Raw genomic sequence first — 14052 nt, 5'->3', positions numbered from 1 at the left:
CGTAACAAAAAGAATATGGATTTACGTTATCTCATTCCCTTTTTCGACCCCAAAGTCCAAACATGGACTATAGAAGCTAGACTATTGCGATGGTTCACATTCCTCTGGTTATTTATCGGTTTAGTAGTATTGTTTTCCGCCTCCTATTCCAGTGGTGCAACAGAATATGGAGATGGTCTATACTTTTTTAAAAGGCAGTTAATATGGGCTTTAGTAGGAACGATCGGATTTAATATAATTGTTTATACCCGCTTATCTACTATGCTGCAAACTGCCAAAATAGGCATAATTTTAATACTCACTCTACTATTTCTCACCCTGGTACCAGGAATAGGAACTACAATTAATGGTGCAACTCGCTGGATATCTTTAGGCCCAGTAGTTATTCAACCATCTGAACTAATGAAACCTTTTTTGGTGCTGCAAGCAGCTCATTTGTATAGTAAATGGAATCGCTTGACTTGGTTGGTGAGGATAACTTGGTTATGTACTTTTTCTCTAATCCTAGCATCCATCTTACTGCAACCAAACTTAAGTACCACCGCCTTATGTGGTATGATTTTATGGTTTATTGCCTTTGCAGCAGGACTACCTTACTTTTATCTAGGAGGTATTGCTTTAGGTGGATTTCTTTTAGCTACCATTAGCGTCAGCATTAATGATTATCAGAGGAGGAGAGTTCTTTCTTTTACAAATCCTTGGGCAGATTCAATGGGGGATGGCTATCAGTTAATTCAAAGTTTACTAGCAGTCGCTTCTGGAGATATTTGGGGCAGCGGTTTCGGTTTATCTCAGCAAAAGCTACATTTTCTTCCTATTCCATATAGTGACTTTATATTTTCTGTTTATGCTGAAGAGTTTGGTTTTGTGGGAGCCTTATTACTGTTAATATTATTAGCTATATACAGTATTATTGCTTTGAGAGTTGCCTTAAAAGCTACTAGAATGGCACATCAACTTGTAGCCATTGGAGTAATGATAGCTTTAGTAGGTCAGTCTTTCTTAAATATAGGTGTTGCGACTGGGATACTGCCAACTACAGGTTTACCATTACCAATGTTTAGTTATGGCGGTAGTTCAATGATTGGTAGTTTGTTGCTAGCTGGACTATTAGTTAGAGTAGCTAGAGAAGAAAATCAGGCAGATGTTTTAATCTTGAAAGAACGTCGCTTACGAAAGCAACGATATGTGCAATAGATATCTCCGGAAAAGAGGCAGTAAGCAGTAGGGAACCCACCCCTAACCCCTCCCAGGAGGGGAAATAATTGATAATTTCTGTGTGATATCATGTCCGGTAGCATCGGTATTGTATAGCTAAGGTAAGGAAGAAGGAAGAAGGAAGAAGGAAGAGGGAAGAGACAAGAGGGAAGAGGCAAGAAGGCTAAAGTTAAGAGCAAGAAAAAACTTAAATTTAATCATATATTCATGCTTGGGTTTACACAAACAATTGCGTTCGGACATGATATGATAATTGATTTTATTTTTGATTTGTGGAGATTCCTAATATAGCACTACAAGAACTGGTTAGGACATTTTTCAATGTTAAAACCCTTTTACATTTTGCTATTCTCTGTTCCCTGTTCCCTGTTCCCTGTTCCCTATTCCCTATTCCCTAGCGCTATAATTTATTTGAGTAAGTTTAGTGATTATTGTTACTGACAAATCCAAACAAATCTGATGAGTATGCAAAAGCTTCATTTTTTAATATCAGATGACGATCTTTATCTCTACTAAGCCATCCTTGCTGTTGTAATTTTCCCAAAATTCTCGTGACAGTTACTCGCGTTGTACAAATTGCACCAGCAATATCTTGATGAGTCAAGCGAATACTCAACCGAGTACCATCAGTCACTGGCTGGCCAAATTCTTGCTTCAACAATAATAATAACTGATGGAGACGGTCTTCTACTCGTCGTTGTCCAACAATCGCTAACAAGGCCTCTGTTTGCCGAAATCGTCTTCCTAATTTAGGTAACAATTCTTGGGCTAATTTTGGGGAAGCCTCTATCTCGATCATTGTGTACCACATTAGACAAACATCTGACAAAGCATTTGCCCGATAAGTCTGCAAGTGGGAAAAACAACTACCAAAGCACATAGAAGGTCCACCCCATCCGAGTAGACCTTCTTCGCCTATTGGATAAAGGGTACTGAGTCGCACTAAACCTTGACAAATTTGCCAGACACCTTGCGGCATTAAAGGTATTGTTTCTCCTTTATTAAAAAAGTGTAGATGACGTTCAGAACTTGTATTGTAATTATTAGTTTCTATAGTTGCTCTAGAAGTTTGAGCCATATTTATACATTCCAGTTTACATATACTGGTTTTATATACATAGTACTCAGACTATCCTCACAAAGTAAAGATTAGGTAATTAAAAGATTAGTAATAGGTTAAACTTTTTTTATCATCATTCAATCCCACTCAGTAAGGCAGGATAAACAAGCATCATTTTTTTTAGTCTCTTACTCGATCTATTTTCCTGGAGTTGAGACTGTAGGAAGCTTTTAACTTTATTATAGTATTGATTGATAGATTTTAACGGTCTGCCATTGATCAAGAGCGGTTTGATTCCGGCTTGATTAAAAGTTAATGTAGCTAAGTTGTTTAATCCTATATCAATACTGGCGCAACGATTTTTTTCTAGCTCGTATTGTTTTTCCATCGCTTCATAAATCACCTCAATTACATAATGGTTAAGTCTAGGGACGAGACGAATTTGTTTAATTTGTGAAGTAGGTACTAATGTTTTTAGGTAAATCTCTGTTTTACTGGGATTAATAATTCCTTGTTTTAATTGCTTCTTGCTGATAGCTTGTGTTGTATAAACTACAATATTTCTTCCCGTTATTTTCTTTTTATATCCAGGAGGACGAGGACGAACTTTAAACTTTGATTGGTTCTGTTTATAAACTTCGTTCGCTGCTAAAAAACTCTTCGGTGTTTCTATCTAGTATCATCAATATTTGTTGAGATACTTTAGCTGGCATTGCTTGATAATCTGATTGAGTAGAGAGTGTTTTTTGCAGGTCGTAATAGGAATTATTTGTTTTTTCAAATATCCAAGATTGACGAACTAAATAATTAGCATAATTATAGAGATTTTTCGACAAGAAACACGGTTGGTCAATTTCAGGATAAAACCGATGATTTTTCTGAATAATATGTCTCTCAACTAATCTCATAAATCTCAGTAGTTAAAATTCTATTAGGATGGGAGCATTTAGGAATTTTTATAATTATTTAGTCTGGAATTATTAGGCAATTTCATTATACTATTAAACTTCTGCTCGAGAGTTATTAAATTTTGTCAAATATTTAGTAGCCCTTTAGTACAAATTCAGGAAGATATTTGACATCACTTGACTATATATGACTATATTTATGTATAATGTTTATTATACCTATTTTCTTTTCTGCTTTTTACTCAATCTTTACCTACTACCAATTTTGGATAAATAAACTTCTTGCAAAAGTAAAAATTAAATATTCACTTCTTTCTTTGTTTTTTCTTTTACCTCTACAAGAAGTCTAATATACCAGAATTTAGATCGCAGGTCGCAATAATTCATAGCGGAAATTTTGTCTAACTTGAATATTAAGATATCGTCTTTGCAAAACCTGCCATTTTTGCCATGCTTGATGCCAATTTTGTTGGAGTTGCTTCTCTAAGGTAGGAAGAACTTTGTCAATTTTAGATTGCAAAACTTTTTCCAAAAATTCTCTTAAAACAGCACCATCTTGAATATCACCCAGATATTCCTGAATTTCTTTCATATCTTTTAAATAAGCTTCATAAGTCTGACCATAAAATTCAGTAAACAAGCTCATCTGGTAACGAACCCGCTTTACTTCTTTACGCAGACTATGTAGATTTTCCTCATCTTTATCGCTAATACTTATAAAAGAAACATCATTATTTATTTTGACAACTTGATGCTTGGAATTAGTTTTTTGTAGTAAAAAATCCTGATTATCACTTGTTTCTAAATCCTCTGTTTCAATACCAACCAACCAGCCAGGATGAAGCAGTAATTGACTAACTTCAGGTAATAATAAATCTGGTAATACCTCTTGAATAGGCAGGCGAGAAATATCTGTATAAATTGGCTTATCCAACCATTCCTGTAATTTCTGCTTCAACATTAGATAATTCTTATTTCCAAGTATTCCTCGTACTTTTTTAAAAGCTTGACGACGTTGTTTTCGTAATTGCTGCATAACCTTCTCTAACTCTGCCTGTTCTTGAGGAGGTAAATTTGGTTGATAGCGATTTTGAAGCGCTTCTAAAAGAACATCTAAATCTCTTAAACCCCCTAAACAACGAGCAATTTTACCAATTTTTTGATCTTGAGCTGCTTTCGGCAAAGTGACAACTGGCCTAAAACCTTGAGCAGCAGAGCGCAAGCGACGCATACCCACACGCATTTGATGTAGTTCCTCTGGGTCTTGATCTTTGAGTACCTCTGGTTCGTGTCTGAGGGTTTTCTGAAAATGCTTTTCAAAAGCTAAGGATGCCCAGTCTCCAAGACTATTTACTTTCGGCAATACTTGTGTTGTCATAGTTAATTGAAACCCTAACTCAACTTTTGCAGTCACGTCTACAATATTCTGAAAAACTTCTATAATAACACTTTTTGTGGATTTTTAACAAATCTTATTGTCTATTTGTTGCTGCCTCAACTCTTTTACAGCAATTTTCTACTTAATAAGATAGAGAGTTTTGGGGTTTTCAGTGAATAGAAAACAAGACAAGAATTAAGATTAAGATTAATATTAATATAACTTACGCAAAAATACTATATATAGTAAACAAAAACTATAGTAACACACTATATATAGCATTGATAACTGGGAAATGTGTAAGTCCCCATAGAGTCACATTCATTAACTATGACGTAAAGACGTTGTATATAAGGTATCTATATATTTATATTTGAAGAAGCAAGCTTTATAGAGGTTATTCAATTAGACTTGATATCAGGCATACTTTAAATTCTTAATTAGGGCTTGCTGATTAAATCTAAAAGCATTGACAGATAAAGATTTTAGCCTTTTTGGGGGCGAAAAAAGTACCTGGTTTTCAGCTCTTCACGCTCAAAAAGGAGCGTATTTTAGGCTCATAGTTGGGCAGAAAAATTTAGGGACAATTCTTACTCCTAACTTCCTCTAAATTTCCATTTCTCCTGTCTCCTGTCTCCTGTCTCCTGTCTCCTCCTCCATCAAAAAGACTTTATTCAGCAAATCCTAATTATTTTTAAAATATCATAAAAAAAACTTTTTGTCAATTAAAATCTTTTAAGTATAAAGATTTCAGACTGCTCTAACAAAAATTTGTCTAATCGTCAATTGTCAGCTATCATTTTTACTAACAAAGCAGCCAATTTCAAAAAAATTAGGCACTGATGGATCAAATAGATATAAGCAATAAATGTAGTATAAGAACATCAGATACTCAAGGTTCAGCTTCAGACGAACCTGATAGCTTAATTATTGTGCAGCTTAATAATCACAATAACCTGCAATCTAGTTGTCCCACCAACTATCAGGGGGGTGACACTAGCTGAACAGACCCGCAGCCACACAAGGGTCTCTAGACGACAAGGATGCCAGCAAATAACTCCTGTAATTTGATCAATACAATCAATACAACAAATAGTAATTAGTCATGGAGTAAAGTTCTATTATCCAAGACTGATGAACCTATTCAAACTAGTGGTCTGTAAAATTAATTCTGTCCATAGCTTTTTTCTAATTCCCTCATTTTTAAGGGTAGTTAGGGGGGATAAAACCCGTCAATAATATTTTGACAGACCACTAGGACATCCCAGATGAGGGCTGCGCCGACAAACTTTGTTTAGCATTAACAAAAAATAATTTCTGTTGAAAGTTTAACCAAATATAGAATCCTTTAAACTTATAAACTTAATTTTTGGCAATTAAGAGGAAATCAAGCAAATCAACAAAAATCTAGATAAATTAACAGATTTATTTTATGAATGTCAGCGAGCTTTTAAGTGCAAATGAACTATTAATTAGACACTCAAAGGGAGAAAGAGATTTTCCAGGAGCTAACCTAGTTGCAGTGAATTTAGGTGCAGCTAACCTGAATCGAAGTAATTTAAGTAATGCTAGTTTCAAAAATTCTTACCTAGCTAAAACTAAACTAATTGGAGCTAATCTAGTTGGTGCAGATTTTAGTAATGCTAACCTCTCTGAAGCTAAGTTAATTGAAGCTAATTTGAGCGCTACGAGCTTTACTAAAACCACTCTTATTGAAGCCGATTTAAGTGGAGTAATTCTGAGTGGGGCTATTTTTTCAGAAGCAGATTTAACAGAAGCTATTCTGATTGGCACTAGCATGGTCGGAACTTGTTTACTGAATGGCTCAAAACTGATTGAAGCTAACCTAACAGGAGTTACCCTCAGTCGTGCTATTCTCAGTGGCGCAGACTTAACTAAGGCCACTTTGAATCGGGCAATTATGAGTGAGGTAGATCTAAGTGGGACTTTATTAAATCAGGCAAGTCTAATTCGAGCTTATCTACAACGAGGAAATCTCAGTGGTGCAAAATTAATCAAGGCAGATTTAACAGAAGCAACTTTGGCAGAGGCCAACCTTTGCGCTGCTGACTTAACTGAGGCAGACTTACAAGGAGCAAACTTGAGCAATGCTAATTTAAGTGGAGCAAATTTGAGTGGGGTTAATCTACAAGGAGCAAATCTTAGCAATACTAATCTCAATGGTGTTAATCTTGAACAAGCAGACCTGCGAGCTGTTGACTTGAAAAAAGCTAACTTAAGAGGCGCTAACTTGAAAGCGGCCAATCTCTCAGGGGCAAATTTATTGGAAGCTGATTTGCGAGGTGCTAATTTACAGAAAGCTAATCTTTATGGTGCTGGTTTATTGTTAGTATCTCTTAAAGGCGCTGACTTAAAAGAAGCTTGTTTGTGTTGTGCTAACTTGATTGGGTCTAGTTTAAATCTTTCTACTCTTCAGGATGTTTGCTTGAAAGAAGCAATTATGCCGAATGGTTCAACTCACAAATAGAGTTAAAATAGATTGGAGCAAGTCTGGCTAAAGAGCTAAAATCTCCAAAATTGGTTACATTAAATCACTCATAATTAAAAAACCCCAAAATTTTGTGATAAACTAAAAAATTGGAGACCTTAATCGGGTGGAGGTATAACCGCGTAGAATGAAACAATTGGGAACCCATCTAGTCGTTGATGCCTGGCAGTCCCCTGCAGAACTGCTCAACGACCCTGAACGTATCCGTCGCTGTTTAATTGATGCAATTACAGCAGGAGGAGCAACTCTCATAGACTTATGTGTTCATCAGTTTAGTCCTCATGGAGTAACTGCGACGGCAACATTGGCAGAGTCTCATATTGCCATTCATACATGGCCAGAACTAGGTTACTTTGCTGCTGACTTATTCTTTTGTGGTCATGGAAATCCGCATAAAGCTGTAGAGATTCTAGAAACAGCTCTCCAAGCTAAACAAATAAAATTGACTGAGATCAAGCGCGGTTTTGACCCTGGGATGGGAGTCCAAGATACTTCTACAAAAGATCGTAATGTTAACAGTTTTACCGAAAAACAGGCTTTAAAGCCTCGCCGTTTCAGGGCGACTTTGTGTTAAGCTTGGATTAGTACCTGACCCTCTACTTCGTAGGCTAGAGAAATCATTTGGAGGCAAAGAGTACGAGAAGGTCAAAACTAAGAACCTGTGGTGGCGAAGGCACAGTCAAAACAGCTAGAGAAACTAACAAAGTACCAACCATTTAATCAAACTCTATTTCTGGTAAAATCATTATGGTCGGATATCCGAGAACTGAGGCTAACCACCTGAACGACTGAGGACAGTCCCGCTTCTGGTTAACTACTGCGCGAGTAGAGAGAGTTAAGCGGTCTGAATATCCAGTAATCCCTGACGAGTCTGGGAGAAATCAACTCCCTGAAGTAAGTAGAGTATGTCAAACAAACGAGTTTAGCAAGAGGATGAACAACCAATATAAATTAATAATAACTAAATTACATATATGCTTGGTTTGAGTTAACAACCCCACGACTAAAGCCGTGGGATTATAATAATGTATTTGAGTCTGTAACTTCTTAGGTGAGTATTGGTTATTCCAGTAGCGAAGCGGAGCATTATCGCTGATTTAAAATTGGACGAACAACCCAATACCCAGCACCAAATGCAGCAATTACAATCAAACAAATAGCAACTACTAACCAAATTCCATTGAGGTCAGATACTTGTGTGGAATTAGAAGTTTTGCTGTAGCTACTTATATCTGGTTCTTCTGTATATAGATACTCTGGAAAATCTGGATCTGCTTTTTTAGAGTCGGTAAATGGTAGAGAAGGTGAGGAAGATGATGTTTCAGGAGAATCTACTTCAAAATCAGAATTAAAAGAGTTATCTCTAAAAGTATCTACCTTAAGTTCAGAGTTGGGAAAAGAAGACATTTGAGGTTGAGTTACTAGCACAGAAGAATTTATAATTTCTTGTAGCTGTGTCGCAGAGTGAATCACTTTTTCAAATTCTCTTCTGAGTTTTTGATTTTGCTGGATTAACTGTTCATTATGAACTTTGAGTGATTCTAGCTTAATTTGAGTTGCTTGTAGTTCAGCAGTAGCTTCTCTATATACAGAAATAGGTATAGATGGAGAGTAGTTATTTTCGGAATTATGTCCCATCTGACTAGATGCGCTAATATTTTGCATTATTTTACTACTATGATATTTTTCAATAATTATGGGGGATAATTAGTGAAATTAGAGCAATAAAATATAAATTAGTCAAGTCATGATTAAAGAAAAGCATTTACTTCTACAAATTGTATTTCCAAATTGTTTAATTAATATCTATGAATTATTCTGAAACTAACCATGAACTTTCTCAAGAGTTTAATATGCAAGAAGCTAAATATGGAGAGCGGAATATATTAGAAGGAGAGTTAATTACTTTTCCTAATCCCCGTGTTGGACGACGTTATGAAATTAACATTACTTTACCAGAATTTACTTGTAAATGCCCTTTTTCTGGTTATCCAGATTTTGCCACAATTGACGTAAAATATGTTCCAAATGAACGAGTGGTGGAATTGAAAGCACTGAAATTGTATATTAATAGTTATCGCGACCGTTATATTTCCCATGAAGAATCAGTGAATCAAATTTTAGATGATTTGGTAGCTGCTTGTGACCCTTTAGAAGTAAAAATTAAAGCTAATTTTTATCCACGAGGAAATGTTCATACTACTATTGAAGTCGAACATTATAAAGAAAATTTAGATAAGTAATTACAGGGTAAGTATTCAGCTAGCTTGCGGTCAGCTTTGCTAATTAAGTTTTAATAAAAATCTATTAAACCGATAGTTAGTTGAGCTTTTAATGATGAGCTAAACTTTTTTAGTGTGCCAATTTTTAATGATTTTGTAAATTGGCGATCGCTGTATATTTAATTAGGGTCTGCTGAAAAAATTAGTTGGTGGGGGTAGGACACGGCGGCGCGGAGATGGGAGGAACAGGCAAAGGTTTCGGCTATTTTATGTGAAGAAATTTTCTTGAATTTCAGCAGAAAATTTCAGTATTTTGAGGGAAATAAGAGCCAATAACTAGGAGATAAGCTGAATATACAAAGCTCCATTACCGTAAGCTATCCTGACTTTTAGCTTTATTGAGCAAGCCCTAATTAGTTCAAAAAAATGAGCAATTCTGGGTATATTTTCACGTCAAACTAGACAAAAAATGGCTTATAAATATAGCATATAATATTTTTGCAAGAGGTGTACTATATTATATGCAGAAAAAAGTAACAGACAACAAAAATGAGGATTAACTTGATATTTACCGAATAATTAAGGTTTAAAACCTCTCCTTTAAAGGAGAAAAAAGCCGTGAGTCTTCGGAGCTTCCCGTAGGGTGGGATGGCGATCTTCGGAGCGGGTCTGTAAGAACGGGTCTCGGAGCCATATCCATGAGACCAAGAGAAGAAAAAAATTTCTCTACCGCATCAATTTTCTTCTTTTCAAACAGAGGTAATTATTAATTATTAATTATTAATTATTGAACTCTCCTCTTAGAACCAGAAAACTTGCTATAATAAAGGTTTTAGTTCATATCTTGAGGGTCAGTTTCAGCCTGAAAAACTGAGCTATCAATTAGTTCATCTGATGTAGTTTGATTGACTTTTTCTCCTGCTTCATCTTCTAAAAACGCATTAACAATTTGCTCATTTTCTAACTCTTCTAATTGACTAATTTTAATTTGATCGAGACGTGGGCCTTCGGCAGAAATAATAGTAAATTCAAGATTTTCATACCATAACTTTTCTCCAGCAGTAGGTATTTTTTGTAACTGATAAATCAAAAATCCTCCCAAAGTTTGATAATCCTCAGTTAGAGGTAAATCTAAATTCAATAGTTCATTAACTTCTTCTACACTTAACTGTGCTTGCACAATAAAAGTCTGATCGTCTAACATTTGTAAAGTAAATTCTTCAGTACCAGTTACTTCATAACTATTACCGCCGATAATTTCAGCAATCAAATCCTCTCGCGTAATTAATCCAGCAGTACCACCAAATTCATCTACTACTATTACCATTTCTGGGTGCTGACGACTGTTTGGAATTTGACGCATTCTTTGCATCAATGATAATAACTCGCTCAAATACATTTGTCCAGATACAAACCTTACAGGGCGAATCCAAGATATAATTAAAGTTTGTGGGGATAATAAACCTTTTGCTAAAGGTTGGGCTAATTCTTTGAAATCTATAATACCCTGAATGTCATCTATGGACTCACCAATGACAGGATAACGAGAATGACCAGATACCTTAATTTCGTCTAACAAATTTTTAAAAGTAGCCGTACTAGAAATAGCATCTATATTAGTGCGTTGAACCATGACCTCTAAAGCTGATACTTCCCCAAATTCAAAGACATTACTAAGTAATTGTCGTTCTTCTGCTTCTAAACCAGTTGATTCAGTAGAAGTAGAGATAATTAATTGTAATTCTTCAGGGGTAACAGGTGTTTTCCAGACACTGCCAGTGTATTTAATTCCTATCAGTCGTAATAACCAACGAGTAGATTGATTTAAGACCCAAATAAATGGATTAAAGAAGCGAGAGATAGCTAGACTCAAAGGACCGAATAATCTCGATAATTTTTCTGAATATAATAGTGCTACTGATTTTGGGCATAATTCTCCTAGGACAATTTGCAGGTAAGCCAAAATAAAAAAGGTGACAATTGGGATAGCTAGGGAGTGAGCAATCCCTTGACTAACATGAATAGGTAGGGGGAGTTTAACTATTGCAGATCTAACAATTACTGCCATAGTTCCTTCAGCAATCCAACCTAAAGCTAAACTAGACAAAGTAATACCTAACTGAGTGGTTGAGAGTAGTCTGTCTATATTTTTTTGAAGTTGTTGAACAATTTTCGCTTGAACATCACCTGCATCGACTAATTGATTAATGCGGGATCTACGCACAGAAACTATAGAAAATTCTGCCACCACAAAAAAGGCATTGATGATAATTAGCAGAAAGACTGACAAAAGTCGCGACATTATCTCTGTCGATGTCAGGATTTCTAAGCTTGGCATTTCTCCCAAACTTATTGCCATTGATTCTGCCTCAGACCTCTGAAAATTTTCATGTTTAATATTTAACAATTTATAGTTTATAAAAATATAGTCACATAAGACATATCCTTCGGATCGCAGGTGTTATCCTGACGCTCGTGTTAGCGTAGCTCCTCCGGAGGAGGCACTACAGCACCCTCGCTTCCCATGGTCAAAGACAAAAGAGAGCTACTTTTCTCATAATATTCAAAGAACCGTTCACATAACTCATTAATTAATCCTTTGCTGGCAGTACGATTGTATTCCTCTTTTTATTCTTTTTCCAGAAAAGGTGACATGATTTTTCTGACCTTTCTTGTACACTGGAATCAAATCATTATCTATAAAACTTGCTTTTGAGGTGTAAGATTATTCTGTAATAATTACATCTACCCCTACCATCTTGGCTTTATAAGATAACATTTCTATTAACCTGTTATAGGGAAAACAGACAAAATTTTGATTATTTCTTTTCCCTAAATTTATCTTCTGTTTCCACTCTTCATTGTGCCCAATTATCAAAGTTCCTATTTTCTGATTAATTAGAGTATCAATAATCAAAGGGGATGCAATACGCAAGATAATCGTTGATTTTAAATTCTCTTTTTAAGATCAGCTTTTTCAGTCTCAGACTCGATCTATTTTCCTGGAGTTGAGATTGTCGGAAGCTTTTAACTTTATTATAGTATTGATTGATAGGTTTTAACGGTCTGCCATTTATCTAGAGTGGTTTGATTCCAACTTGATTAAAAGTTAATGTAGCTAAGTTGTTTAATCCTATATAAATACTGGCACAACGATTTTTCTCTAGCTCATATTGTTTTTCATTAGCTTTATAAATGACCTCTATTACATAAGTACCTAGACAAAATTAATTGTATATTCTGTGCCAAAGTTTACGAGAATTTCTTCTACGGCTTCTACTAAAGTAGAATAATTCTCGTAAGCCTCACTTTCTAGCCATTTATATTTGATCAAGCGCCACAAAATTTCGATCATATTTAAATGTGGAGAATAGGTGGGCAAAAAAAATATTTCTACCCCTTTTTCTCTCCATTCATTTTCTTGATCCCAGAAATTATTATTTTGATGTATTGAAGAGTTATCCATTACCAAAAATCTCTTGTTCGTTACTGTTTCACAAAATTTATCTATACAAGCGATAACCACATCACTGTTTATACTACATCTAAAGGTATATGCATCTAATTTATTGGATTTACTTAAGATACCTAAAACATTTAATCTTTTACTTTGTTGGCTCTTGATTTCTATTTTTTGACCAGTCTCTTGCCAAGCATAAGGAACATAAGGTCTTCAACAAAAACCACTTTCATCTACATATCTTATCTCTATTTCTCCTATTTCTTCTTTCCTTTTTAATTCTTCTAGTTCTTCTACTTTTCTCTGATAAAAACCGGGGCATGGCTCCCCTCCTACCTTTCTTTTTATTCTATGCCATTCCATTTTTATTGATTTTATTACCCTCTTTATTGTTTTTTTGCTGACTTTGATTTCCCATTGCTTTTTGATTTTTTATTGAACTTTATCGAGGTTTTTCGGTGTAGATTTTACCCAGTCCTTTATTTGTTCTTCTTATGCTGAATCAAAGGTTTTATTTCTGCCACGACCTGGTTGATTATATCATCCTACCAAGCTTGATGATTCCCACAAATTGAACCAATTATAAATTGTGTTACGAGTTACTTTAAAGATTTTCATTAATTCCGAAATCTTAGCTCCTTGATAGCTGAGTTTAATCCAATGCGTTCTCTGTCTTACTTGATAATATTTGCTATGTTTATAAATTCTGTCTAAGAGTTTCAATGTATCTTTTGTTAAGTCCTTTATGTATCTCATTTTTGTCCTGTTCTTTTTTAGCGATCGCGCTACTTTATTTTTCTCTAAAACTCATGATAAAATAGTTATTTTAAAATATACAATTAATTTTGTCTAAATAGTTAATGATTAATTTTAAGGACGAGACGAACTTGTTTAATTTATGAAGTAGGTACTAATGTTTTTAGATCAATCCATGTTTTACTTGGATTAATAATTACTTGTTTAACTTGCCTATGGCTGATGGCTTGTTTTGTATAAACTACAATATTTCTTCCCGTTATTTTATTTTTATATCCCGGAAGACGAGGACGAGCATTAAACTTTGATGGCTTGGTGTTGATAAACTTCGTTCGCTGCTAAAAAACTCTTCGGTGTTTCGATCTATTATCATCAAGATTTGTTGAGATACTTTAGCTGGCATTGCTTGATAGTCTCCTTGAGATTGTAGCTTCTTTTGCAGGTCTAAATAGTGACGATAAGTATTTTCAAATATCAAATACTGATGAACTAAATAATTAGCATGAGTTTAAGAGATTTTTCGACAAGAAACACGGTCGGT

12 protein-coding genes and 1 pseudogene are annotated in these 14052 nt (G+C 35.0%); 4 read left to right on the top strand and 9 right to left on the bottom strand.

Annotated elements, in window-relative coordinates; translation table 11 throughout:
• Positions 1-15: 15 nt before the first annotated feature.
• Entirely contained in the window at positions 16-1197 is a 1182-nt protein-coding gene (locus F6K18_RS20135) for an FtsW/RodA/SpoVE family cell cycle protein (RefSeq protein WP_287523312.1), read from the top strand.
• Positions 1198-1639: 442 nt separating this feature from the next.
• Here the strand turns inward: F6K18_RS20135 and F6K18_RS20130 are convergent, their stop codons facing one another.
• The 4 genes from F6K18_RS20130 to F6K18_RS20115 form a co-directional block, all read right to left on the bottom strand.
• Positions 1640-2296, bottom strand: a complete 657-nt coding sequence (locus F6K18_RS20130) for a Crp/Fnr family transcriptional regulator (RefSeq protein WP_287523310.1) — start codon at positions 2294-2296, stop codon at positions 1640-1642.
• A 115-nt stretch (positions 2297-2411) separates the two neighbouring features.
• Entirely contained in the window at positions 2412-2666 is a 255-nt protein-coding gene (locus F6K18_RS20125; protein ID WP_287523309.1) for a transposase, read from the bottom strand.
• A 241-nt stretch (positions 2667-2907) separates the two neighbouring features.
• Positions 2908-3186, bottom strand: a complete 279-nt coding sequence (locus F6K18_RS20120; protein ID WP_287523307.1) for a transposase — start codon at positions 3184-3186, stop codon at positions 2908-2910.
• A gap of 361 nt (positions 3187-3547) precedes the next feature.
• Positions 3548-4564, bottom strand: coding sequence for a CHAD domain-containing protein (locus F6K18_RS20115; protein WP_287523304.1), 1017 nt, complete (start codon positions 4562-4564; stop codon positions 3548-3550).
• A gap of 1432 nt (positions 4565-5996) precedes the next feature.
• On the opposite strand from F6K18_RS20115, the gene F6K18_RS20110 reads away from it, so the two are divergent.
• Both F6K18_RS20110 and speD read left to right on the top strand, forming a co-directional pair.
• Positions 5997-7052: a pentapeptide repeat-containing protein gene (locus F6K18_RS20110; protein ID WP_287523302.1), complete on the top strand. Its 1056-nt coding sequence runs from the start codon at positions 5997-5999 to the stop codon at positions 7050-7052.
• A gap of 148 nt (positions 7053-7200) precedes the next feature.
• Complete coding sequence (speD, locus tag F6K18_RS20105) at positions 7201-7647, top strand: adenosylmethionine decarboxylase (RefSeq protein WP_287523300.1); 447 nt, start codon at positions 7201-7203, stop codon at positions 7645-7647.
• 512 nt (positions 7648-8159) lie between these two features.
• On the opposite strand, the gene F6K18_RS20100 is transcribed toward speD, so the two are convergent.
• Complete coding sequence (locus F6K18_RS20100; protein ID WP_124147073.1) at positions 8160-8738, bottom strand: hypothetical protein; 579 nt, start codon at positions 8736-8738, stop codon at positions 8160-8162.
• 143 nt (positions 8739-8881) lie between these two features.
• Here F6K18_RS20100 and queF point away from each other — a divergent pair, with 143 nt between their 5' ends.
• Positions 8882-9316, top strand: a complete 435-nt coding sequence (queF, locus tag F6K18_RS20095) for a preQ(1) synthase (protein WP_124147072.1) — start codon at positions 8882-8884, stop codon at positions 9314-9316.
• A gap of 811 nt (positions 9317-10127) precedes the next feature.
• Here the strand turns inward: queF and F6K18_RS20090 are convergent.
• From F6K18_RS20090 to F6K18_RS20075, 4 genes and pseudogenes are all read right to left on the bottom strand, one after another.
• A complete protein-coding gene (locus F6K18_RS20090) occupies positions 10128-11654 on the bottom strand; it encodes a hemolysin family protein (RefSeq protein WP_287523338.1) in 1527 nt (508 codons plus the stop codon).
• Positions 11655-12020: 366 nt separating this feature from the next.
• Entirely contained in the window at positions 12021-12230 is a 210-nt protein-coding gene (locus F6K18_RS20085; RefSeq protein WP_287523297.1) for an IS200/IS605 family accessory protein TnpB-related protein, read from the bottom strand.
• 282 nt (positions 12231-12512) lie between these two features.
• A pseudogene (locus F6K18_RS20080) lies at positions 12513-13511 on the bottom strand (IS630 family transposase).
• Between the two features lie 259 nt (positions 13512-13770).
• Complete coding sequence (locus F6K18_RS20075; protein ID WP_287523294.1) at positions 13771-13989, bottom strand: hypothetical protein; 219 nt, start codon at positions 13987-13989, stop codon at positions 13771-13773.
• Positions 13990-14052: the final 63 nt, after the last annotated feature.

The organism is Okeania sp. SIO2C2 (assembly GCF_010692625.1).
GTDB lineage: Bacteria > Cyanobacteriota > Cyanobacteriia > Cyanobacteriales > Microcoleaceae > Okeania > Okeania hirsuta.
This window is presented reverse-complemented; position numbering and strand designations above follow the sequence as displayed.

Coding starts and splice junctions, on each gene's coding strand:
- F6K18_RS20130 (WP_287523310.1), bottom strand. CDS start 2,296: ATGGCTCAAACTTCTAGAGCAACTATAGAAACTAATAATTACAATACA.
- F6K18_RS20120 (WP_287523307.1), bottom strand. CDS start 3,186: ATGAGATTAGTTGAGAGACATATTATTCAGAAAAATCATCGGTTTTAT.
- F6K18_RS20110 (WP_287523302.1), top strand. CDS start 5,997: ATGAATGTCAGCGAGCTTTTAAGTGCAAATGAACTATTAATTAGACAC.
- F6K18_RS20135 (WP_287523312.1), top strand. CDS start 16: ATGGATTTACGTTATCTCATTCCCTTTTTCGACCCCAAAGTCCAAACA.
- F6K18_RS20125 (WP_287523309.1), bottom strand. CDS start 2,666: ATGGAAAAACAATACGAGCTAGAAAAAAATCGTTGCGCCAGTATTGAT.
- F6K18_RS20090 (WP_287523338.1), bottom strand. CDS start 11,654: ATGGCAATAAGTTTGGGAGAAATGCCAAGCTTAGAAATCCTGACATCG.
- F6K18_RS20100 (WP_124147073.1), bottom strand. CDS start 8,738: ATGCAAAATATTAGCGCATCTAGTCAGATGGGACATAATTCCGAAAAT.
- F6K18_RS20115 (WP_287523304.1), bottom strand. CDS start 4,564: ATGACAACACAAGTATTGCCGAAAGTAAATAGTCTTGGAGACTGGGCA.
- queF (WP_124147072.1), top strand. CDS start 8,882: ATGAATTATTCTGAAACTAACCATGAACTTTCTCAAGAGTTTAATATG.
- speD (WP_287523300.1), top strand. CDS start 7,201: ATGAAACAATTGGGAACCCATCTAGTCGTTGATGCCTGGCAGTCCCCT.